Source organism: Aeromicrobium flavum, from assembly GCF_007992115.1.
Classification (GTDB): domain Bacteria; phylum Actinomycetota; class Actinomycetes; order Propionibacteriales; family Nocardioidaceae; genus Aeromicrobium; species Aeromicrobium flavum.
In genome coordinates this window covers 26426-48824 of sequence record NZ_BJZQ01000004.1, presented here as the reverse complement: position 1 = coordinate 48824, position 22399 = coordinate 26426, and the positions used below count along the sequence as shown (strand labels likewise).

Annotated in this window: 20 protein-coding genes and 1 tRNA gene; 15 read left to right on the top strand and 6 right to left on the bottom strand. The window is 71.4% G+C overall.

Features of this window, described 5'->3' with window-relative positions; all coding sequences use genetic code 11:
• Window positions 1–44 precede the first annotated feature (44 nt).
• The 4 genes from AFL01nite_RS05770 to AFL01nite_RS05755 all read left to right on the top strand — a co-directional run bounded on the left by AFL01nite_RS05770 (window position 45) and on the right by AFL01nite_RS05755 (window position 1195).
• A complete protein-coding gene (locus AFL01nite_RS05770; protein ID WP_146826379.1) occupies window positions 45–239 on the top strand; it encodes a DUF4244 domain-containing protein in 195 nt (64 codons plus the stop codon).
• 64 nt (window positions 240–303) lie between these two features.
• Window positions 304–513: a DUF4244 domain-containing protein gene (locus AFL01nite_RS05765; protein ID WP_146826377.1), complete on the top strand. Its 210-nt coding sequence runs from the start codon at window positions 304–306 to the stop codon at window positions 511–513.
• Window positions 510–845, top strand: a complete 336-nt coding sequence (locus AFL01nite_RS05760; protein ID WP_146826374.1) for a TadE family protein — start codon at window positions 510–512, stop codon at window positions 843–845. Before AFL01nite_RS05765 ends, AFL01nite_RS05760 begins: the two co-directional genes overlap by 4 nt.
• Window positions 842–1195 carry an Rv3654c family TadE-like protein gene (locus tag AFL01nite_RS05755; protein WP_146826372.1) on the top strand — a complete coding sequence of 118 codons (354 nt, stop codon included), beginning with the start codon at window positions 842–844 and terminating at the stop codon, window positions 1193–1195. Before AFL01nite_RS05760 ends, AFL01nite_RS05755 begins: the two co-directional genes overlap by 4 nt.
• 23 nt (window positions 1196–1218) lie before the next feature.
• Here AFL01nite_RS05755 and AFL01nite_RS05750 read toward each other — a convergent pair whose 3' ends face one another.
• Together AFL01nite_RS05750 and AFL01nite_RS05745 are read right to left on the bottom strand one after the other, a co-directional pair.
• Window positions 1219–2940: a BCCT family transporter gene (locus tag AFL01nite_RS05750; protein WP_246119604.1), complete on the bottom strand. Its 1722-nt coding sequence runs from the start codon at window positions 2938–2940 to the stop codon at window positions 1219–1221.
• Window positions 2941–3029: 89 nt separating this feature from the next.
• Complete coding sequence (locus AFL01nite_RS05745; RefSeq protein ID WP_146826368.1) at window positions 3030–5312, bottom strand: DEAD/DEAH box helicase; 2283 nt, start codon at window positions 5310–5312, stop codon at window positions 3030–3032.
• 84 nt (window positions 5313–5396) lie between these two features.
• On the opposite strand from AFL01nite_RS05745, the gene AFL01nite_RS05740 reads away from it, so the two are divergent.
• Together AFL01nite_RS05740 and AFL01nite_RS05735 are read left to right on the top strand one after the other, a co-directional pair.
• Window positions 5397–5729, top strand: coding sequence for an STAS domain-containing protein (locus AFL01nite_RS05740; protein ID WP_146826366.1), 333 nt, complete (start codon window positions 5397–5399; stop codon window positions 5727–5729).
• 2 nt (window positions 5730–5731) lie between these two features.
• Window positions 5732–7195 (top strand): DUF7059 domain-containing protein, encoded by a 1464-nt coding sequence (locus AFL01nite_RS05735; RefSeq protein ID WP_146826364.1) that lies wholly within the window; start codon window positions 5732–5734, stop codon window positions 7193–7195.
• Here the strand turns inward: AFL01nite_RS05735 and AFL01nite_RS05730 are convergent.
• Window positions 7182–8351 (bottom strand): MFS transporter, encoded by a 1170-nt coding sequence (locus AFL01nite_RS05730; protein WP_146826362.1) that lies wholly within the window; start codon window positions 8349–8351, stop codon window positions 7182–7184. The two genes, AFL01nite_RS05735 and AFL01nite_RS05730, sit on opposite strands and share 14 nt — an antisense overlap.
• Before the next feature lie 113 nt (window positions 8352–8464).
• Between AFL01nite_RS05730 and topA the strand changes: the two genes are divergently transcribed.
• The 5 genes from topA to AFL01nite_RS05705 all read left to right on the top strand — a co-directional run bounded on the left by topA (window position 8465) and on the right by AFL01nite_RS05705 (window position 15355).
• Entirely contained in the window at window positions 8465–11149 is a 2685-nt protein-coding gene (gene topA, locus AFL01nite_RS05725; protein ID WP_146826360.1) for a type I DNA topoisomerase, read from the top strand.
• Between the two features lie 80 nt (window positions 11150–11229).
• A complete protein-coding gene (gene aqpZ / locus AFL01nite_RS05720) occupies window positions 11230–11997 on the top strand; it encodes an aquaporin Z (protein WP_246119603.1) in 768 nt (255 codons plus the stop codon).
• Window positions 11998–12045: 48 nt separating this feature from the next.
• Window positions 12046–12708: a dTMP kinase gene (gene tmk, locus AFL01nite_RS05715; protein ID WP_146826358.1), complete on the top strand. Its 663-nt coding sequence runs from the start codon at window positions 12046–12048 to the stop codon at window positions 12706–12708.
• Window positions 12705–13835 carry a DNA polymerase III subunit delta' gene (locus AFL01nite_RS05710; RefSeq protein ID WP_146826356.1) on the top strand — a complete coding sequence of 377 codons (1131 nt, stop codon included), beginning with the start codon at window positions 12705–12707 and terminating at the stop codon, window positions 13833–13835. Before tmk ends, AFL01nite_RS05710 begins: the two co-directional genes overlap by 4 nt.
• A complete protein-coding gene (locus AFL01nite_RS05705) occupies window positions 13832–15355 on the top strand; it encodes an alpha/beta hydrolase (protein ID WP_186813829.1) in 1524 nt (507 codons plus the stop codon). Before AFL01nite_RS05710 ends, AFL01nite_RS05705 begins: the two co-directional genes overlap by 4 nt.
• A gap of 85 nt (window positions 15356–15440) precedes the next feature.
• On the opposite strand, the gene AFL01nite_RS05700 is transcribed toward AFL01nite_RS05705, so the two are convergent.
• Window positions 15441–15728, bottom strand: coding sequence for a chorismate mutase (locus tag AFL01nite_RS05700; RefSeq protein WP_146826351.1), 288 nt, complete (start codon window positions 15726–15728; stop codon window positions 15441–15443).
• Window positions 15729–15822: 94 nt separating this feature from the next.
• Here AFL01nite_RS05700 and AFL01nite_RS05695 point away from each other — a divergent pair.
• The 3 genes from AFL01nite_RS05695 (at window position 15823) to AFL01nite_RS05685 (ending at window position 18037) form a co-directional block, all read left to right on the top strand.
• Window positions 15823–15895, top strand: a tRNA-Thr gene (locus AFL01nite_RS05695).
• Between the two features lie 261 nt (window positions 15896–16156).
• Window positions 16157–17257 carry a Fic family protein gene (locus tag AFL01nite_RS05690; RefSeq protein ID WP_222593407.1) on the top strand — a complete coding sequence of 367 codons (1101 nt, stop codon included), beginning with the start codon at window positions 16157–16159 and terminating at the stop codon, window positions 17255–17257.
• A gap of 120 nt (window positions 17258–17377) precedes the next feature.
• Entirely contained in the window at window positions 17378–18037 is a 660-nt protein-coding gene (locus AFL01nite_RS05685) for a cutinase family protein (protein WP_146826347.1), read from the top strand.
• 165 nt (window positions 18038–18202) lie between these two features.
• Here AFL01nite_RS05685 and AFL01nite_RS05680 read toward each other — a convergent pair whose 3' ends face one another.
• Window positions 18203–20257 (bottom strand): discoidin domain-containing protein, encoded by a 2055-nt coding sequence (locus AFL01nite_RS05680; protein WP_222593406.1) that lies wholly within the window; start codon window positions 20255–20257, stop codon window positions 18203–18205.
• Between the two features lie 80 nt (window positions 20258–20337).
• The gene (locus AFL01nite_RS05675) at window positions 20338–21510 is read right to left on the bottom strand and encodes a pyridoxal phosphate-dependent aminotransferase (protein WP_246119602.1); all 1173 of its coding nucleotides are present in this window, start codon (window positions 21508–21510) and stop codon (window positions 20338–20340) included.
• A 233-nt stretch (window positions 21511–21743) separates the two neighbouring features.
• Between AFL01nite_RS05675 and AFL01nite_RS05670 the strand changes: the two genes are divergently transcribed.
• Window positions 21744–22397 (top strand): sortase domain-containing protein, encoded by a 654-nt coding sequence (locus tag AFL01nite_RS05670; protein WP_186813828.1) that lies wholly within the window; start codon window positions 21744–21746, stop codon window positions 22395–22397.
• The last annotated feature ends 2 nt before the right edge of the window (window positions 22398–22399 follow it).

Sequence of the window (22399 nt, the reverse complement as noted above, 5' to 3'; positions counted from 1 at the left end):
GCCCCATCTTCGGGTGTCACATCATCCGGAGAGAGGAACACCTCATGAAGATCACCACCGCACTGCTCCGTCGCGCCGCACGGACGGACGAGCGCGGCATGAGCACCGCCGAGTACGCCGTCGGCACCCTGGGCGCCTGCACCATCGGCGGCGTCCTCGTGAAGATCGGGCAGTCCGACTGGTTCGGCGACCTGATGCAGGACCTGATCACCAAGATCCCCGACCTGCTGCCGTTCTGACCCCGAGCTCGCGCGGCGTCCGCCGAGAACGGTCGCCGCGCGAGCCACTCCCCGAGGAGGAGACATGCACGCAAGGACGACGCCGCGCCGGTGCGAGCGCGGTCAGGTGACGGCCGAGTACGCCGTCGGGGCGACCGTGGGCGTCACGGCGATCGCGGGGATCCTCATCGGGCCCGAGCCCGTCGTGTCCGACTGGATCGGCGAGTTCCTCGTCGAACACGTGACGCGGGCGTTCTCGCTCACGCTGCCCGAGCTGTTCCGGTGGCCGTGGTGAGGCGCACCGAGCGCGGCATGGTCACCGCCGAGACGGCGATGGTGCTGCCGTTCGTGGTCCTCGTGGCCTTCACGCTCGTCTGGGTCGTGTCCCTGGGGCTCACCCAGATGCGGGTGGCCGACGCGGCGCGCGACGGTGCTCGCGTGCTGGCCCGAGGGGAGGGGGCGGGTGACGCCCGTCGCGCCGCTCGCGCGGCGGTGCCCGGGTCCAGGGTGAGGGTCGAGGTCGACGACGGGCTCGCCCGGGTCACGGTCCGGTTCCGGGCGCGGATGCCGCTCCTCGACGCCGTCCACCTCGACCTCGAGGGCCGGTCGGTGGCGGTGGTCGAGTGAGGCGCGGTGCTCGCGGGTCCGCGACGGTCCACGCGCTCGCGGTCGTGGCACTGACCTGCCTGGTGGCGTTCATCTGTCTGCAGGCGGCGTTCGCCGTGTCGTTGCGTCAGCGGGCGGCGGCCGCAGCCGACCTGACGGCACTCGCGGCGTCCCGGGCCAGCGTCGAGGGCGAGGACGCCTGCGCCGAGGCCCGCCGCCTGGCTCGACGCAACGGCGCCCGGCTCGCCGAGTGCCGGATGGACGCCGACGTCGCCACCGTCACGGTGCGGGCGGTGGGCCCGCGGTGGACGATCGGCCGGTGGGCGTCCGAACAGCGCGCCCGTGCCGCCCCGGCCTGGTACCTCGAGTGAGGACCCGGCCGGGGCGCCCGGACTCAGTCGTCGACGGACGTTGCCGCGGTGACGACCGTCGTCGTCCCACCGGTGGCGCTCTCCTCCACGACGAGGGCGAAGTCCTCACCGTGGCGGTCGACGCCGAGCATGACCGCGTCCTCGACGAGACTCTGGCCGAGGTCCTCGCGCAGGATGATCGGGTCGGTGCGCAGGTCGCGGTACAGCGACACGCACAGCAGCACCATGATCAGCAGGAACGGCAGGGAAGCGACGATGGTCAGTGCCTGCAGGCCCTGCAGCGCGACCGGGTCGCCCGGGTCGGCGATGAGCAGCATGATCGCCGCGACGGCGCCGGTGACGCCGCCCCAGAAGATCACGAGCCAGGTCTTGGGCTCGATCGATCCGCGCTGCGACAGGGTGCCCATCACGAGCGAGGCCGCGTCGGCGCCCGAGACGAAGAAGATGCCGACGAGGACCATCACCAGCACGGTCGTGACCGACGCGATCGGGTACTGCTGCAGCAGGTCGAACAGTGCGTAGTTCGAGTCCACCGACGACTCGCCGCCGCTGATCGCGTCGGCCTCGCTGATGCCGGCGCCACCGAAGATGACGAACCACAGCAGGCTGACCGCGCTCGGCACGAGCAGCACACCGGTGACGAACTGACGGATCGTGCGGCCCTTGCTGATGCGCGCGATGAACATGCCGACGAACGGCGTCCACGAGACCCACCAGGCCCAGTAGAAGATCGTCCAGCCGCCGAGCCAGTCGGTGACGTCCTCGCCGCGAGCGGTGGTGCGGCCGACCATCTGCGGCAGGTACTCGACGTAGTCGGCGATCGCGGTGGGGATCAGGTTCAGCATCATCAGCGTCGGGCCGGCGACGAACACGAACGCCGCCAGCAGCAGCGCCAGCACCATGTTGATGTTGGACAGCCACTGGATGCCCCGGGCGACGCCCGACACGGCCGAGAGGATGAACAGCACCGTGAGGACGACGATGATCGAGACCAGGAGCGTCTCGCTGGCCGAGTCGACCCAACCGTTGTGCTCGATCCCGGCACCGATCTGCAGCGCGCCCAGGCCCAGCGACGCGGCCGAGCCGAACAGCGTGGCGAAGATGGCCATGATGTCGATGGCCTTGCCGATCGGTCCCTGCGCCTGGCGCCGACCGATCACCTTGACGAACGCCGCCGAGATCAGCTGGGGCCGGCCGAGCCGGAAGGTGCCGTAGCCGATCGCGAGGCCCACGACGGCGTAGACGGCCCACGGGTGCAGGGTCCAGTGGAACAGCGTCTGGGCCATGGCGGCCTGGACCGCGGCGTCGGTGGCCGGGTCGGTCGTGTTCGGCGGCGGGGCGAGGTAGAAGGTCAGCGGCTCGGCGACACCCCAGAACATCAGGCCGATGCCCATGCCCGCGCTGAACATCATCGCGATCCACGACGACGTCCGGAACTCGGGCCGCTCGCCGTCACGCCCGAGGGGGATCTTGCCGTAGCGGCTCGCGGCCAGCCAGATCGCGAAGATCACGAAGCCGGTGGTCGACAGCACGAAGAGCCAGCCCGTGTACTCGATCACCCAGGACTGGGCCTGTCCGGCGCGGTCGCCGAGCGAGGCCTGGTCGACGATGCCCCACAGCACCACGCCCAGGGCCACGACGGCCGCGATGGCGAAGACGGCACGGTCGAGCCGCGTCTCCGTGACCGGGTGTGAGGTGGGTTCGGTCAGGTGGTCGTCGGCTGGTCGCTCGCGGCCGGTGGCCATGAAGTCCTCCATCGTGTGACAGGTGTGGTCAGTGTGCAAACTTGTCCACTCTTGCATGGGTTCCCAACCGCTGCCAGCCGCCGAGGGACTCAGGCCGAGGCCAGCACCGCGTCCAGCAGCACGACGGCGCCGGCCTTGTCGAGCGGGTGGTTGCCGTTGCCGCACTTGGGCGACACGACGCACGAGGGACACCCGTCGCGGCACCCGCAGTCGGCGATCGTCTGCCGGGTCATGCGCAGCCAGGCGGCCATCTGCTCGTAGCCGCGCTCGGCGAATCCGGCACCCCCGCGGTGGCCGTCGTGCACGAACACGGTGAGCCGTCCGGTGTCGACGTGATGGGCCGTGGACAGCCCGCCGATGTCCCACCGGTCGCACGTGGCCAGCAGGGGCAGGATGCCGATCGCCGCGTGCTCGGCGGCGTGGGCGGCGCCGGGCAGCAGCTCGGGGTCCATGAGCCCGAGGGCGACGTCGGTGTCGAGCGTCCACCACACCGCGGCCGTGGGCAGCGTGCGTTCGGGCAGGTCGAGCGGCTCCTCGCCGATGACGCGACCCGTGCTGCGGTCGCGGACCTGGTAGCCGATCACCTGGCTGACCACCTCGACGTCGCCGAACGCGATCGTCGCCGGACCCCACGCGACCTCGCGTCGCTGCTCGACGATCGTCACCGCCGTGGCCGTGCGGGCGCTCGTCGTGTGGTGGACGTCCGCACGGCGGACGACCGCCGTGCCCTGCTCGGGGTCGTAGGCCTCGACGAGGTGGTCCTCGCCGCGGTGGACGTAGATGGCGCCCTCGTGCACCTCGGCGTCCGCCGACCCGGCGTCGACGGTGCCGACCAGCCGGCCCGTGCTGCCCTCGACGATCTGCACGGGGTGGCCACCGGCGGATCGGATGTCGGCCAGGTCGGCGGCCCGCTCGCGGCTGGTCCAGAACCAGCCGGACGCCCGGCGGCGCAGCATCCCGGCGGCCTCGAGGGCGGCCACTCCCTCGGCCGCCCGCGGGCCGAACCGGTCGAAGTCCGCCTCGGTGAGCGGCAGCTCCTGCGCGGCCGCCGCCAGGTGCGGACCCAGCACGTAGGGGTTGTCGGGGTCGAAGACCGTGGCCTCGACCGGTGCGCCGAGCACGGCCTCGGGATGGTGCACGAGGAAGGAGTCGAGCGGGTCGTCGCGGGCGATCATCACGCCCACGCTGTCGACGCCGGCCCGCCCGGCGCGGCCCCACTGCTGCCAGAGGGCCGCGCGCGTGCCGGGGAATCCCACGGACACGACCGCGTCGAGGCCCGCGATGTCGATGCCGAGCTCGAGCGCGTTGGTGCTGGCCAGTCCGAGCAGGTCGCCCGACCGCAGCCGCGCCTCGAGCTCGCGCCGCTCCTCGGGCAGGTAGCCGCCGCGGTAGGTCGCGACGCGCTCGACCAGGTCGGGGTGCACCTCGGCCAGCGCCCGCCGGGTGGTCATCGCCAGCTGCTCGGCCCCGCGGCGCGAGCGAACGAACACCAGGGTCCGGGTGCCGTCGACGACGAGGTCGGTGAGCAGGTCGGCGGCCTCGGAGCCGGCCGCACGGCGGACCTCGACGCCGTCACGGCTGGCGCGCAGCGGCGGCTGCCAGAACGCGACGGTGCGGGCAGCGTGCGGCGAGGCGTCCTCCGTCACGGCGGTGACCGGCGCGCCCAGGAGCCGCTCGGCCGAGGCGGCAGGCTCGGCCACCGTGGCTGACGAGAGCACGAAGAGCGGGTCGGCGCCGTAGTGGCGGCACACCCGCTGCAGGCGGCGCAGGATGAGCGCGACGTGGGCGCCGAAGACCCCGCGGTAGTGGTGGCACTCGTCGATCACCACCACCCGCAGGCCCGCCAGCAGCCGGGCCCAGCGCTCGTGCGTCGGCAGGATCGTGCGGTGCAGGATGTCGGGGTTGGCCAGCACCCAGTTCGCGTGGTCGCGCGCCCACGCCCGCTGCTCGCGGCTGTTGTCGCCGTCGACGGTGGCCGGTCGCAGACCGGGGGCGTCGACGGGCAGGCGGCGCAGCTGGTCGGCGGCGAGGGCCTTGGTGGGCGCGAGGTAGAGCACGGAGGGCCGCCGGGCGCCGGACAGTCCGGAGCCGCCCCGCCCGTCGCGCAGGGCCTGCAGCGCGGCCGCCTGGTAGACGAGCGACTTGCCCGAGGCCGTGCCGGTGGCCACCACGACGTGGCGGCGTTCGTGCAGGGCGGCCAGCGCCTCGGCCTGGTGGCCCCACAGCACGTCGGCGCCCTCGGCGGCGAAGAGCGCGCGCACCTCGGGGTCGATCCAGTCGGGCCACGTCTCGACGACCGGCTCGACCGCGGGGTGGTGCTGCACGTGCACCAGTCGCTCGGCGTGACGCGCGAGAGCCGGGTGCAACGCCATGCTGGAAGTCTCCCTCACCGCCCTGACGGCGTGGCGCACGGTCTTCGAGTGGGAACACGGGGTGACGGATGATTGAATGCGGTCATGGACCTGACGCTCACCGAACGTGAGTCGCCGCCGTTCCACGTGGTCGAGGTCGCGGGGGAGATCGACGTCTACACCGCTCCGCGCCTGCGCGAGGTCGTCGTCGGTGCGATCGACGACGGACACACCCGGCTCGTGATCGACATCGAGAACGTGGCGTTCCTCGACTCCACCGGCCTCGGTGTGCTCGTGGGCGCGCTCAAGCGCGTCCGCGCCGACAACGGCTCGCTCGACATCATCTGCACGAGCGAGCGGCTGCTGCGGATCTTCGCGATCACCGGCCTGGACAAGGTCTTCGGCCTGCACACCTCGATCGACGAGCTGGTCCACTGACCGTGTCCGACCGGGACGTCGCCGCACTGCGACGGGCGATCGACGGGTTCACCGTCGACACCGTCCACGGGGTGCTCGGCGACGAGGCCTGGCGTGCGCTGGCACGCAACGAGACCGTGCCCGGCCTCCGCGCGACGGCCGACGGCTCCCCGCTCTCCACCCTCATCCGCCTGTTCCAGCTCCAGTCGGCCGTGCCGCGGTCGGCCGCGCAGGCCGCCTTGGGCGATGCCTGGGAGGCGGCGCAGTCCCTCGGGTTGGTGGGGGTCGACGGCGACGACGTCCGCGCCCTGCTCGACCTGCGTCCCTACGGCGACGAGGAGCACGACTGGTGGGTCGTCTGCGATCTCACGCCGGGCCTCGACGGTCGCGAGAACCCGCGCGACCCGCTGTACGTGCTGGGGATCAGTGAGGCGTCGTCGTCGCTCGCCCAGCTCACGGTGCGGCCCCCGGTCGGCCGCGCCCTCGACCTCGGCACCGGCTGCGGGGTCCAAGCGCTGCACCTGACGTCCCATGCCCGCGAGGTCGTCGCCACCGACGTCAACCCGCGCGCCGTCGCCCTGACCCGCCTCACCGCCGCGCTCAACGGGGTGGACGTCGACGTGCGCGAGGGCAGCCTGTTCGAGCCCGTCGAGGGCGAGCGCTTCGACCTGATCTGCACGAACCCGCCCTTCGTCGTCTCGCCGCCCGAGGGCGACCGGCTGGTCTACCGCGAGACCGGCCTCCCCGGCGACGACGTGGTGCGCCGCATCGTCTCGGGCGCCGACCGCCACCTCAACGACGGCGGCTGGTGCCAGCTGCTCGCCGCGTGGATCCACGAGGACGGCGTGCCGTGGCAGGAGCGCCTCGCCGGATGGATCGAGCCGACGGGCCTGGACGCCTGGGTGGTCCAGCGCGAGCGCGTCGACCTGCCGGAGTACGCCGAGATGTGGCTGGCCGACGCCGGGCTGCGGCATCGCGACGGCCACGTCGAGCGCTACGACCGCTGGCTCTCGTGGTTCGAGCAGCAGCGGATCGAGGCGATGGGGTTCGGCTGGATCACCCTGCGCAAGGCCGAGCGGGACGTCCCGCAGGTGCGCCTGCAGGAGTGGACCGGACCCGTCGCCCAGCCCGTGGGCCCCGAGTTCCTCGCGTGGCGCGACCGCGCCGACGCCGCCGCGGCGGGCGGCCTGCTCGACCGTCGGTGGCAGGTGGGCGGCGACGTCGTGCAGGAGACCGTCGGCCCGGTCGGGGCCACGGATCCCGCCGTGATCCGCGCGGTGCGGATGTCCGGCCTCCGGCCCACGCGCCAGCTCGACACGATCGAGGCCGGCCTGCTCTCGGCGAGCGACGGCGACCTGACCGCCGGCCAGCTCCTCGACGCGCTGGCCCAGCTGCTCGAGCAGGACGCGGCCGAGCTGCGCCGCACGTACGAGCCGGCGATCGCCGAGCTCGTCGCCGACGGCTTCCTCGAGCTCAGTCCCGCGTGACCGGGACCGGCCGCCGCTGACCCACGAGCGCCAGCACGGCGATCAGCAAAGCGGCCCCGCCGCCGACCGCGAAGCCCGTTGCCGCGCCGCCGCGGTCGATCGCGACACCGATGAGCGGCGCGGCGATCGCCCCGCCGACGGTGAACGCGGTGGCCTGCCAGCCCATCGCCTCGCCGCGCACCGACTCCTTGCTCAGCCGGGCGATCCACTCGGTGCACGCGGTCATGATCGGCGCGCAGAGCAGGCCGGCCGGGATGCACGCCAGGGCCAGCACCCACGGGGTGTGCGCGACGCCGATCGGGATCGTCAGCGCGCCCATCGCCAGCAGGAGGTAGGTGGGCCGGATCGACGCGGGACGAGCGCCGTAGACCAGTCCGCCGACGAGCGACGACAGGCCCCAGCCGAGGTAGACCACGCCGACGAGACCGATCGCGTCGAGCTCGCGCAGCGAGGCGATGATCCCGAGGTCGGTCGCCATCAGCGCGATCATCGCGCCGCCGGAGATGAGGAACAGGAAGACCATGTCGCGAGTGACCCAGCCGAACCCGGGCACCCGGGTGCTCGCGGGCGCGTCCACGCTGCGGGTCGGCGGGTCGAGCGCCCACAGGATCGCGAGGCCGACCGACACGGTGCCGGCCACGGCCAGCAGCGCGACCTGCGGCGACGCGGCCACGACCAGGGCGCCGGCCGCCGCGGGGCCGATGATGAAGGAGGCCTCCGACGCGACGGAGTCGAGGGCGAAGGCGCTGCGGTGGTGCGACTGCGGCAGCGTCGCGGCCAGGGAGACGCGCACGATCGAGTGGACCGGGGCGAGGAAGAGCCCGGCGACGAAGGCGAGCGGCAACAGCCAGGCGTACGTCGCCATGACCGCCAGCGGGTAGACCACGAACAGGGCCGCGATCGACGGCAGCATCGCCCGACGCACGCCCAGCCGGTCGATGAGCCGGCCACGCCACGGGGCGCCGATCGCGGCGCCGACGGTCTCGGCCGCGGCGGCCAGTCCGGCCTCGGCGTAGGAGCCGTCCAGGCCCTCCACCACGAGCAGCGTGAGCACCAGCGGCAGGGCCATCATCGGGATTCTGGCGAGGAACGCGGCCAGGTAGAGCGGGATGGTTCCCGGGGCCCGAAGCACCTGGGCGTAGGTCACCTTCTCCACTCGCACGATTCTCCCATGACCGACACCGGTGGGGAAAATGGTTGACCTGAGGCGCTACGGTGGGCCTCCATCGGCCGTACGTCCCCATCTGGCCTGCTCGGAGGAACCCCAACGTGACATCACTCGTGATCGTCGAGTCGCCCAACAAGGTGCGCAGCATCGCCGCCTACCTGGGCGACGGCTACGTCGTGTCCTCCTCCGTCGGCCACATCCGCGACCTCCCGCAGGGCGCCGACCAGATCCCCGCCAAGTACAAGGGCGAGTCCTGGGCGCGCCTGGGCGTCGACGTCGACAACGGCTTCGAGCCGGTCTACGTCGTCCCGGCCGACAAGAAGAAGCAGATCACCGAGCTCAAGCGGCTGCTGAAGGACGCCGACGAGCTCGTCCTGGCGACGGATGAGGACCGCGAGGGCGAGGCCATCGCGTGGCACCTCTTCGACGAGCTCAAGCCGAAGGTGCCGGTCAAGCGGATCGCGTTCAACGAGATCACCAAGGAGGCGATCCAGCGCGCGATCGCCAACCCCCGCGACATCGACCAGGACCTCGTCGACGCGCAGGAGACCCGCCGCATCCTCGACCGCCTCTACGGCTACGAGATCAGCCCGGTGCTGTGGAAGAAGGTCATGAGCGGCCTGTCCGCGGGCCGCGTCCAGTCCGTCGCCACCCGCCTCGTCGTCGAGCGCGAGCGCGACCGGATCGCCTTCCGCTCGGCCGACTACTGGGACCTCGAGGCCACCTTCGGCTGCGACCTGGAGCCCTCGCGGTTCCCCGCGAAGCTCTCGACGATCGACGGCAAGCGCGTCGCCTCCGGCTCGAACTTCGACAGCACCGGCACGCTCAAGGGCAACGTGGTGCACCTGGACGAGTCCGGTGCCCGGGCGCTCGCGACGGCCCTCGAGGGTCGTGAGTTCGCCGTCCGCTCGGTCGAGTCCAAGCCCTACACGCGCCGCCCGTACGCGCCGTTCCGCACGACGACCCTGCAGCAGGAGGGCTCGCGCAAGCACGGCTTCGGCGCCCAGCGCACGATGTCGATCGCCCAGAAGCTGTACGAGGGCGGCTACATCACCTACATGCGCACCGACTCGGTCACGCTGTCGCAGACGGCGCTGACCGCCGCGCGGGCCCAGGTCAAGGAGCTCTACGGCCCCGACTACCTGCCCGACAAGCCGCGCGTCTACTCCTCCAAGGTCAAGAACGCCCAGGAGGCGCACGAGGCCATCCGTCCCGCCGGCGAGTCGTTCCGCACGCCGCGCGAGACCGGGCTGTCCGGCGACGAGCTCAAGCTCTACGAGCTGATCTGGAAGCGCACCGTCGCGTCGCAGATGGCCGACGCCAAGGGCAACTCGGTGTCGATCCGCATCGGCGCCGCCGCCGGCTCGGGCGAGGACGTCGAGTTCAGCGCCTCCGGCCGCACCATCACGTTCCACGGCTTCCTCAAGGCGTACGTCGAGGCCACCGAGGGCGACGACGCCGAGGGCGACGACCAGCAGACCAAGCTGCCGAACCTCTCCGAGGGCGACAGCGTCACCGCCGTCGAGCTGGCGGCCGCCGGCCACCAGACCAAGCCGCCGGCGCGCTACACCGAGGCCAGCCTGATCAAGGAGCTGGAGGACCGCGAGATCGGTCGTCCCTCCACCTACGCCTCGATCGTCAACACGATCCAGAACCGCGGGTACGTCTACAAGAAGGGCACGGCTCTCGTGCCGGCCTGGGTGGCCTTCAGCGTCATCCGCCTGATGGAGCAGCACTTCCCGCGGCTCGTGCAGTACGAGTTCACCGCCGAGCTCGAGGGCGTGCTCGACGAGATCTCGCACGGCCGCGAGAACCGGGTCGCCGTCCTCGAGGGCTTCTGGTCCGGCGAGAACGAGAAGGACACCGGCCTCAAGAAGCTCGTCGACAACCTCCCCGAGATCGACGCGCGCGGCCTCGCCACGTTCGAGCTCGGCGACGACATCGCCGTCCGCGTCGGCCGCTACGGTCCCTACGTCGAGGGCCCGCCGATGGTCGCCGGCAAGGACGGCGCCGAGGTGCCCACCCGCGCCAACGTGCCCGAGGACCTGCCGCCCGACGAGCTCACCCTCGAGAAGGCCAAGGAGCTGCTGGCCACGCCGGCCGGCCTGGAGAAGGTGCTCGGCACCCACCCCGAGACCGGCCTCGAGGTCGTGGCGAAGAACGGCCGCTACGGCCCCTACGTCACCGAGACGCTGCCCGAGGACGCCAAGAAGAACGCCAAGCCGCGCACGGCGAGCCTGTTCAAGTCGATGGACCTCGACTCGATCGGCCTCGATGACGCGGTGCGCCTGCTGACCCTCCCGCGCGTCGTCGGCCAGGACGCTGAGGGCCAGGAGATCACCGCCCAGAACGGTCGCTACGGCCCGTACCTGAAGAAGGGCACCGACTCGCGCTCGCTGGAGTCCGAGGAGCAGTTGTTGACGATCACCGAGGAGGAGGCGCTGGCGATCTACGCCCAGCCCAAGACCTACGGCCGCCGGGCCGCGGCCGCTCCGCTCAAGGAGTTCGGCGAGGACCCCACGAGCGGCAAGCCGATCGTCGCGAAGAGCGGCCGCTTCGGCGACTACGTCACCGACGGTGAGTACAACGCCACGCTGCGCAAGGACGACGATCTCGCGACGCTGACGCACGAGCGGGCCGTCGAGCTGCTGGCCGAGCGCCGCGCGAAGGGCCCCGCCAAGAAGGGCGCGAAGAAGACCTCCAAGAAGGCGCCCGCCAAGAAGTCGACGGCGAAGAAGGCGGCCGCGAAGAAGACCACGAAGAAGGCTCCCGCCAAGAAGTCCTGACGTCCGCCCGGGCTCGCGACCCTCGTCGGGCGGCTCGATCTCCCCTACGGTGTCAGGCAACCTCACACCCGGGAGTCGTCATGATCGAGCCACCCACGTACACGATGGTCCAGCGGCTGGCGGCCGAGGCGCTCGGCACGTTCTGGCTGGTGTTCGGCGGCTGTGGCACGGCGATCTTCGCCGCCACCGCCATCCCCGTCGACGCCCAGATGGCGGTGGGCGTCGGCTGGCTCGGCGTCGCGTTCGCGTTCGGCCTCACGGTCCTGACCGGTGCCTACGCCTTCGGCCACGTCTCGGGCGGCCACTTCAACCCCGCCGTGTCGGTCGGGCTCGCGGTCGCGAAGCGGTTCGCCTGGAAGGACCTGCCGGGCTACGTCGTCGCCCAGGTCGTGGGCGCCTCCGTCGCCGGTGCCGTGCTGCTGGTCATCGCCAAGGGCATCGAGGGCGGCTTCGACCCGGTCGCGACCGGCTTCGCCACGAACGGCTACGGCGACCGCTCGCCGATGGGCTACAACCTCGCCTCGGTCGTCGTCATCGAGATCGTGCTCACGGCGGTGTTCCTGTTCGTGATCCTGGGCGCGACCGCCAAGCGTGCGGCCGTGGGCTTCGCCGGCCTCTCGATCGGCCTGGCGCTCACCCTGATCCACCTGATCAGCATCCCGGTCTCGAACACCTCGGTGAACCCGGCGCGGTCGCTGGGCGTGGCCTGGTTCGCCGGGGCCGACGCGTTGGCGCAGGTGTGGGTGTTCATCCTGGCGCCGGTGATCGGTGCGGCCATCGCGGGCTTCGCGCAGGCGCTGCTGCTCGGCCCGGACCACGACGTCGCCGAGGTGACCTCGGCCGAGTAGCCCGCGAGTGGTCGGGGCGGTGTCAGGCAGCCCGACTAGGCTCGCCCCATGCATGCATCGGACGACCCCCTCGTCACCGAGGTCGGCGTCTTCGTCGCGTTCGAGGGGGGCGAGGGCTCGGGCAAGTCCACGCAGTCCCGCCTGCTGGCGCAGTGGCTGGAGTCGCTCGGACATCCCGTGGTCCTCACGCGCGAGCCCGGCGGCACCGGGGTCGGATCGCTGCTGCGCTCGATCCTGCTCGACCCGGCCACCGGCGACCTGTCGCCCCGCACCGAGGCGCTGATCTATGCCGCCGACAAGGCCGAGCACGTCGACACGATGATCCTGCCCGCGCTGGCCGACGGCTCCGTCGTGATCACCGACCGCTACGTCGACTCCACGCTCGCCTATCAGGGTGCCGGCCGTGCCCTGCACGTCGCCGAGCTCGAGCCGCTGGCGCGCTGGGCCACGGCCGACCTGCGGCCCCACCTCACGGTGGTGCTCGACATCGACCCGCGCACCGGCTTGTCCCGGGCGGGCGCGCCCGACCGCATCGAGGGCGAGCCGGTCGAGTTCCACGACCGGGTCCGTCGTCACTTCCTCGACCTCGCCGATGCCGACCCCGACCACTACGTGGTCCTCGACGCCGGCGAGGATCCTGAGACGATCCACGCGCGGGTCCGCGCCGCCGTCGAGCCCTGGCTGCCGCAGGCACGCGGGGGAGCGGCGTGATCGCGCCGGTCTGGGACGAGCTGGTCGGGCAGGACGACGTCGTCGCCACGCTCGGCTCGGCGGTCGCGGGCCAGATGACCCACGCGTGGCTGTTCACCGGTCCTCCCGGCTCGGGGCGGTCCAACGCGGCGATCGCGTTCGCCACCGCGCTGCAGTGCGAGCGCGGCGGGTGCGCCGAGTGCCACTCGTGCGTCACGGCGGCCGCCGGCAGCCATCCCGACATCGCGGTCATCAACACCGACGGCCTCAGCATCGGCGTCGACGCCGCCCGCGACGCGGTGCGCCGCGCGGCCCTGCACCCGTCGCTCGGGCGGTACCAGATCCTCGTCGTCGAGGACGCCGACCGCCTCACCGACCAGGCCGCCAACGCGCTGCTCAAGGCGATCGAGGAGCCGGCCCCCGGCACCGTCTGGCTGCTGTGCGCGCCCGCGGTCGAGGACGTCATCATGACGATCCGCTCGCGCTGCCGCCCGGTGCTGCTGCGCACCCCGCCCGCCGGCGCCATCGCGCGCCTCCTCCACGAGCGCGACGGGATCGACCAGGAGGTCGCCCGTCAGGCCGCCGCGGCCGCCCAGGGCCACATCGGCCGGGCCCGCGGACTCGCGCGTGATCCCGACGCCCGCCGCCGCCGTGCCGAGATCCTGGCGCTGCCGGTCGGCCTGCGCGGCCTGGGCGACTGCCTGCGGGCGGCCCAGCGCATCGACCAGGAGGCCACGGCCCGTGCGAAGGAGCGCTGCGACGTGCTCGACGCCCGCGAGCTCACCAACCTGCAGACGTCCTGGGGCGTCGAGGAGCGGGGCCGTCGCCCCGCCGGGTACGCCGGTGCCCTGTCGTCCCTCACGAAGGAGCAGGAGCGGCGCCGCAAGCGCATGGCCCGCGACGCCATCGACGGCGTCCTGCTCGACCTGCTGTCGTTCCAGCGCGACGTGCTGACCCTGCAGCTGGGCACCGGCGCCGCGCCGATCAACGCCGACGTCGCCGCCGACATCGCGGCCATGGCCGCTCGCACCACCGCGGAGGGCACCCTGACCTCGATCGACGCGATCGTGGCGTGCCGCGACGCCCTGCAGGCCAACGCCGCACCCCAGCTGGCGCTCGAGCACATGATGTCGAGGTTCCTCGGGTGAGGCGCTTCACGGTGGTCGCGCTGGTGTCGCTGCTCGTGATCGCCCTCGTGGGCGGCGCTGTCAGCGCGCTCTTCCTCGTCGACCGCTCGGCTCCCGACCCCCAGCCGACGGGCGAGAAGGCGCCGGCCGGCCTCGAGCGGTTCTACGAGCAGGAGCCCACGTGGCGCGACTGCCGCGACGACCGCTGCACCACGATCGAGGTGCCGGTCGACTACGCCGAGCCCGACGGCGAGACGCTGCGGCTTGCGGTGCGTCGCGTGCCGGCCACCGGCGACGGCGGCTCGGCGATCTTCGCCAACCCGGGCGGCCCGGGCGGGTCGGCCCAGGGGTTCGTGGGCTACCTCGCCTCCGAGATGCCGGGCAGCCTGCGGCGCAGTCACGACGTCGTGGGCGTCGATCCCCGCGGCGTCGGCGAGAGCACGCCGCTCGAGTGCCTGTCCGACGACCGCTTCGACGCGTTCATCGACACCGATCCCGACCCGGCCGACGACGCGGGCATCGCGGCGCTGACCCGCTCGGTGCAGGAGATGGGCGAGGCCTGCCGCGAGAACTCCGGGGCGCTCGCCGCCCACGTCTCCACCGAGGAGGCGGCCCGCGACCACGACGTGGTCCGCGCCGTCCTGGGCCAGGACAAGATGACGTGGTTCGGCTTCTCGTACGGCACCCAGCTGGGCGCCACCTATGCCGAGCTTTTCCCCGACAAGGTCGAGCGCATGGTGCTCGACGGGGCCGTCGACGTCTCGCTCGACGCGGCCGAGTCGGGCCTCGGCCAGGCGACGGGCTTCCAGCAGGCGCTCGTCTCCTACCTCGAGTACTGCGTCGACCGAGGCGAGTGCCCCGTCGGTGACTCGGTCGACGAGGCGATGACCCGCATCACGGGCCTGATGGACCAGCTCAGCCAGACGCCGTTGAAGGTCCGCGGCGGTCGCGAGCTCACCCAGGGCCGCGCGTTCTACGGCATGGCGATGGCGCTGTACTCGCAGGAGTCCTGGCCGTACCTCACCAGTGCGCTGCGCGGGCTCACCGAGGGCAACGGCGAGATCATGCTGGTGCTGAGCGACACCTACTTCGACCGCAAGCAGGACGGGTCGTTCGCCACCAACTCCGGCCAGGTGATCTACGCCGTCAACTGCCTCGACACCGACGACGCTCCCGACGCCGCCGAGACGAAGGCGCTGATCCCGAGGTTCCGCGACGCCTCGCCGGTGTTCGGCGCGTCGCTCGGCTGGGGCGTCATGGCCTGCCACGACTGGCCGATCAAGGGCACCCGACCCCAGCAGGCCGTCACGGCGAAGGGCGCTCCGCCGATCCTAGTCGTGGGCACCACCCGCGACCCGGCCACGCCGTACGCGTGGTCGGAGGCGATGGCCGAGCAGCTGGACACCGGCGTCCTGCTCACCCGCGAGGGCGACGGGCACACCGCCTACACCTCGGGCAACGAGTGCATCCGCGACGCGGTCGACGCCTACCTCACCGACGGCACCGTCCCGAAGGACGGCACGGTCTGCGCCGAGAAGTGACCCGCGGGCAGCGTCGGAAGCGCTGGCAGTGACGTTTGCGGGGCCGACACGCCGTGAGGCACCCCGCGAACGTCACTGCCAGCGCTCAGTCGCGGATGGCCTCGTGGTGGCGGATGACCTCGCTGATGATGAAGTTCAGGAACTTCTCCGCGAACGCGGGATCGAGGTCGGCCTCGAGGGCCTTCTCGCGCAGCCGCTCGATCTGACGCGACTCGCGGTCGGGATCGGCGGGAGGCAGGTCGTGCTCGGCCTTGAGGCGACCGACGCGCTTGGTGCACTTGAACCGCTCGGCCAGCAGATGGACCAGCGCCGCATCGATGTTGTCGATGCTGGAACGGATGTCGTCGAGCTCGGCCTGGGTCGGTTCGTCCACGCGCCGATCATACGGTCAGAGCCCGGGTTTCCGGTCCGGTGTCCGTACCGGGTATAGTCCACTCTGGTTCGGCGGGCGATCCTCGCCGGATCGCGCCGCCTTAGCTCAGTCGGTAGAGCATCTCACTCGTAATGAGAAGGTCGTCAGTTCGATTCTGACAGGCGGCTCCGCCTTTTTCCCTTCGGTCCCGGCCTCCACCCCGCGATCGGCCATGCTTCCCATCAGCCCGGCATCGTTCGGTTGTCCTGACTCAAACCGAACGATATGTCATTAAGGTTCGGTATGGTGGAGTCATGGCTACTGATGCAGAGTTCGCCCCGCCTCAGCCGTGGCCTGCCCTGACGTTCGAAGAACGACCGTGGGAGATCGAGGACGGTCACGTCTCCAGGACCCAGCGGCGGAAGCATGCCGGGCCCTACGAGGCGGCCGTGGTTCCGCGGATCGCCACGCTCGACCCGCCCTTGCCGGCCTCGCTGCTGGCAGAGTCCGAGGAGGCCGCCCGCGAGGCCGCTCGGTTCGATGAGCACGTGGGGGCGACCTTCGGCACGTCCGCAGCCGGTCTCTCCGAGATCGGACCGATGAGCGCGATCTTGTTGCGCACCGAATCGGCTTCGTCCTCCCAGATCGAGAACCTCACCGCGGGCGCACGCCAGATCGCGTTGGCCGAACTGGGCGAGCACGCGAACGTCAACGCCCGGCTCGTCCGCGGCAACGTGCATGCCATGGAGGCCGCGCTGAGGCTCTCGGAATCGATCGACCAGGGGAGCATCCTCGCCATGCACCTCGCACTCCTGGGCGATTCGCAGCCGCAGCGCGCCGGCCGGTGGCGTGACCAGCAGGTGTGGATCGGAGGGTCCGATGCTGGGCCACACCGCGCCGACTTCGTCCCGCCTCATCACGAACACGTTGAATCGGCCATCGCGGATCTGGTCGACTTCGCCAACCGGGACGACCTGCCGGCCGTGGCGCAGGTGGCGATCACCCATGCCCAGTTCGAGACGATCCACCCGTTCTCCGACGGCAACGGAAGGACTGGCCGAGCGCTCGTGCATGCGATGTTCGCTCATCGAGGACTCTCAAAGCGCATCACCGTGCCGGTCTCGTCCGGCCTTCTCGTCAACACCGGTTCGTACTTCGAGGCGCTCGGCGCCTATCGAAGAGGTGATGTCGCGCCGATCGTCGAGCGCTTCAATGCGGCGACCATCTTCGCGGTCGGGGCCGGGCGCAGGCTGGTCGACGAGCTCAAGCACGTGCGCGTGTCCTTCAACGACCGCGTCAAGGCGCGTTCGGACGCGTCGGCATGGAACGTCGCCGACCTACTCATCGCGCAGCCCGTCATCAACAGTGCCTACATCCAGAGCAGTCTCGGGATATCCGACGTCGCCGCCCTCCGCGCCATCGAGACGCTCGAGAAGGGCGGAGTCCTCGTGCAACCGGCTTCGGCCAAGCGGAACAGGGTGTGGCAGAGCCCGGAGATCCTCAGCGTGCTCGATGACTTCGCGGAGCGGATCCGCCGCGTCCGCGGCTGAGGCCCGTCCCGCATCCTGGGCGGAGGGCTCTCGGCGTGCCTTCCTTCCACGCTACGGTTCCGGCGGGACGTGACCCGATCGCCTCCTGTTCTCGGGCTGAAACCGAGGAGAGGAACGTCCATGAGGAACCTGCGCACGACCTGTGCACTGGCGGGAGGCCTGTTGGCCCTCGCGACGGTGGCGACACCCGCGGCCGCGGCGCCTGCCACCGCCGCCGACGACTGTGCCGACGTCAACGTCATCGTCGTCCGGGGCACCGGCGAGCCCGGGACGTTCGGCTGGATCATCGGCGACGGCCTCGTCGGCAAGGTGCGAGCGAAGGTGCCGGGCACGAAGGCGACGGCGCTGGACTATCCGGCCAGCATCGGCCGCGACTCCGTGCCCAACGGCATCACGAACCTGGTGGCCACGGTGACCGAGCGCGCCGCGGCCTGCCCGGAGGAGCAGCAGGTGCTCGTCGGCTACTCCCAGGGCGCGCAGGTCGTCAACGGCGCGCTGGGCGTCGACCTCACCGGCACGGCCAATGCCCCGATGCCCGCACCGTCGCCGCTGCCGACCGAGCTCTCGGACCACATCGCAGCGATCGCGCTGTTCGGTGACCCGCTGCGCAAGGTGGACCGGTCGCTGCCGGCTCCGTACGCCGATCGGTCCGTCAGCTACTGCCAGCCCAAGGACCTCGTGTGCGACCCCGCGCCGGACGGCCGGTTCCTGCCGCACCTGGCCTACGCGTTCAACGGCGACCTCAATCGTGCGACCGCCTTCATCGCCGGCCGCGTGTGACCAGTGGGGTTGAAGAGGCGGATGGGACCTGTCGCCGGGAGGTCACTCCGGTACCTGTAGGTTGACGCCATCGCTTTCTGGGCTTCGGCCGAAGTGGAGCCGGAGCAGCACCGGCGCGAACCGCCCCAGCCACCATCGAGAGGCTGGGGCGGTCTTCGTCCGGGCTCAGCTGAAGACGCCGAGCTCCTTGATCGAGTAGCCGTAGCTCGTGGCGCGCTCGACGCCCTGCATCCGCACGAACCGGGCCGACACGGGCCGGTCGAGGGTGACGGTGTCGAGGCCGCCGTTGCCGGTACCCACGACGTCGACGTCACGCCAGGTCTTCCCGTCGAGCGAGGTCTGCACCCGGTACTGCCGGGCGTACGCCTTCTCCCACTCGATGGTCACCTTGCGCACCGGGCGCGCCGACAGGAACTCGACCTGGAGCCAAGCGTCGTCCTGTCCCCACCGGCTGGCCCAGCGGGTCGAGGCCTTGCCGTCGATCGCGCGTCCCGGACGCAGGTCGGTCAGCAGGTTCCGCTCGACCGAGCTGGCCGAGGCGATGGCGTCGCGCGCGAGGTTGGCTCCCGGAGCGAACGCCGTCGTCGCGCCCCACGTGCGCAGGTACGACTCCGAGCCGGCCGCCAGGTCGTCGACGATCGCGGACCCCGCCAGCACGCGCAGGCTCTCGATCCAGTCCGGCACCAGCCCGTAGTGGGGGACGCCCTCGGCGTTGTAGTCCCACGTCCGCTCGCCGGTGACCTGACGGTCGAAGACCGTGCCGTCGCGACCGGTGAACGGGTACGAGATCTTGGCGGCATCGCTCGGCGGTGACGCGGTGCCGCCGAAGCCGTTCATGTCGGTGCCGTAGCCGTAGGCGACGCCGTACTTGTCGCGCAGGGGCTTGGTCTCGCGCCACTGGTCGGCGAACTCCGTGGCCGTGTGACCGTACTGCGTCGCGAAGCCGCCCAAGGCGTACAACCGGTCCATGTACGGCTCGGCCATCCAGTCGTGGCTCGACACGGCGCCGGGATAGGCCTCGGCCTCGAGGACGTCGAGGGCGCGACCGGCGGCCTTGGCGCTCATGTGGTCGAGCTCGACGATCATGTTGCGCTTGATCATCCCGCGCAGGGCGTACTCGCCCAGCTCGGTCAGGCCGCGCGGGTTGCAGTGCGGACCCTTCGGGTAGAGCGGCAGCACCGCCGGCAGGCCCGGCACGCTGGCGATCTGGCTGGGCAGGACGCCACCGATGACGGTGTTGTCGGCGATCTCGCCCTCCTTGCACGTCTTGGGGTTCCACCACGTGCCGGTCGTCAGGAACTGGCCCGCGTTGACCAGCAGCCCGGCCGTGCTCTCGTCGTACCGCACGCCGCACAGCGCGTTGTCGAACTTGTGGCACAGGAACATGCTGGCCACGCCCTTGCCCTTCAGCTCGTCGAGTCCGGCGTCGATGTCGGCCTTCGTGCACTGCGGTGCACCGAGCACCTGCTTGCAGCCGAACGGCTCGGACACCTCGACGCCGAGCACGACGGCAAGCTTGCCGTCCGCGACGACCTGGCGCGCCTGCTCGGGCGTCTTCACGACGCGGTACCAGCCCTTGCCGGCGCCGCCGTACTGGCGATCGACGAAGTCCTGCAGGTCGTAGGTGGCCTGGATCTGGCGGCGCACGGTGTCCATGTCGTCGCAGCTGTACTTGTTGGGGCCGGCGACGATGCCGAGGATCGGGCACAGGCCCGGGTTGGACACCATGTCGTTGACCATCACGCGCTGGCCGCCGCGCCAGGCCCGCTCGACCCACTTGTAGTACATCTGCTGGTGGGTGAAGGAGGAGTAGGTCGGCCAGTCCTTGAAGGTCGGCCAGCCCACGGTGTCGTGCCGGTCGAGGATGCCGCGGCCCGCGGCCTCGTTCGTCAGGTTCTCGAGGATCGAGACGCCGTGCCGGTCGCAGTCCTTGAGCGCGTCCGCGATGCCCTTCTCGCTGAACGTGGAGCCGCAGACCGCGTTCCCGCCCATCCCGAGGTCCATGAACATGTGGGTGTGGGCGTCGATGTAGCCCGACACGTCGCCGTCGGGGGTGGTGCCGCGCCGCGGCTCGCCCGTGGCGTTGACCTCCGACTCGGGGCTGGGCGTCGACGTCGGCACCCACCATCCCGACTCCGCCGTGGCCGCGCCCGTCCCGCCGGCGACCACCACCACTGAACCCAGCAACGCCACCAGCAGCGCCTTGACCGTTCGCCCCACGAGAGTCCCCCTCCGAAAGTGCACTTCCGTGGACTCTAGGGGTGACCTGTGACACATGCAAACATGAGTTGCAGTTGTGATCAGACGGGGTCGGTGAGCCGGCGGAGCCGCGCGAGCGCCTCCTCCAGCACCTCGTCCCGCTTGCAGAACGCCCAGCGCACGAGGGTGCGGCCGGGATTCGACCCGTCGGGCCGGTCGTCGTGGAAGACCTGGTGCGGGATCGCCACGACGCCGACCCGCTGGGGCAGCGCGCGACAGAACTCCAGTCCGTCGGCGAACCCCAGCGGCGCGACGTCGGTGGTGGCGAAGTAGGTCCCCTCGGGCACGAAGACGCCCAGGCCGACGTCGCCCAAGCCCGCGCACAGCAGGTCGCGCTTGCGCCGCAGGCCGTCGGCGAACGAGGAGTAGAAGGAGTCGGGCAGGTCCAGCGCCTCGGCCACGGCGTGCTGGAACGGCGTGCCCGAGGTGTAGCTGAGGAACTGCTTCGCGCCGAACAGCGCCGAGACCAGGTGCGCGGGCCCGGTGGCCCAGCCCACCTTCCACCCGGTGAACGAGAACGTCTTGCCGGCGCTGCTGATGGTCAGCGTGCGCTCGGCCATCCCCGGCAGTGTCGCGATCGGCACGTGCGGGCGCCCGAACGTCAGGTGCTCGTAGACCTCGTCGCTGATCACCACGAGTTCGTGCTCGATCGCGATCGCGGCGACGGCGGACAGCTCGTCCGGCGTCAGCACCGAGCCGGTCGGGTTGTGCGGCGTGTTGAGGACGATGGCTGTCGTCCGCGGGGTGACGGCGGCCCGCAGCTCGTCGACCGGCAGCCGGAAGTCCGGGGCGCGCAGCGTGACGGGCCGGTGCCGCCCGCCGGCCATCTGGATGACGGCCCGGTACGAGTCGTAGTAGGGCTCGAGCACAAGGACGTCGTCCCCGGGATCGACCAGACCCAGCACGGCGGCCGCGATCGCCTCGGTCGCGCCGGTCGTGACGACGACCTCGGTGTCGGGATCGACCTCGAGGCCGTGGAAGCGCCACTGGTGGCGCGCGATCGCCTCGCGCAGCGCGGGGATGCCGGTGCCGGGCGCGTACTGGTTGTGGCCCGCGGTGATCGCGCGGCGGGCGGCCTCGCGGATCTCCTCCGGCCCGTCCTCGTCGGGGAATCCCTGACCGAGGTTGACCGCGCCCGTCGTGACCGCCAGCTGCGCCATCTCGGCGAAGATCGTGACACCGAGGCCGTCGAGTCGCGCGCTGTGCTGTTTCACGCCACGACGATAACGTCGCGCGGCGGCGGAGGCTGGGGGGAGAAAAAGGTCGGCCCGCCGTTCTCGGGGGGTGAAACGGCGGACCGACGGCAGAAGGGGCGCTCCGAGGAGTTCCCGCACCTGCCTCTTCAGCATACATGCGCCCCGATGGGACGGAAGTGAAAACGGGCAAGACGCTCGTCACATTTTCAACTTCTTTCGGAAGGGGTGGACGAGCACCTCACAATGGAGGCATGTCGGAGTCCTCCACCCGTGCCCGCGGGTCCCGTTTCCTGCTGATCGTGGGGCTGGTCCTCGTGCTGTCGGGCGTCGGGGTGCTGGGCTGGGTCGGGTGGCAGTACTGGGGCACGAACATCGTCGCCCAGCGTGAGCACGAGCGGATCCGCGGCGAGATCGTCGACGCGTGGGAGGCGCCCGAGTCGAAGGACCGCGACGTCGACGGCCGCGGGCTGCTGCGGGTGCCCCGCTTCGGCAAGGACTTCGAGGTGCCGATCCTCGACGGTGACGACGACGCCACCCTGGCGCGCGGAGTCGGGCGCGACCCCGACAGCGCGCTGCCTGGCAAGGTCGGCAACCTCGTGCTGTCGGGACACCGCATCACCCACGGCGAGCCGTTCCGCCGGTTCCTCGAGCTGGAGGCCGGCGACCGGATCGTCGTCGAGACCCGCACGCACGTCCACACCTACCGGCTGCGGCAGGACGGCGACGAGGTCCGGGTCCCATTCACGACCTCGTGGCCGCTGTGGCCCGTGCCCGACCCGGAGGCCGGCGGCAAGGAGGCCACCGAGGCCGTCGTCACCCTCGTCACCTGCTCGGAGCTGTTCCGCACCGACGATCGCAACGTCGTCGTGGGCGACCTGGAGGAGAGCGTCCGCAAGGAGGCGTGAAC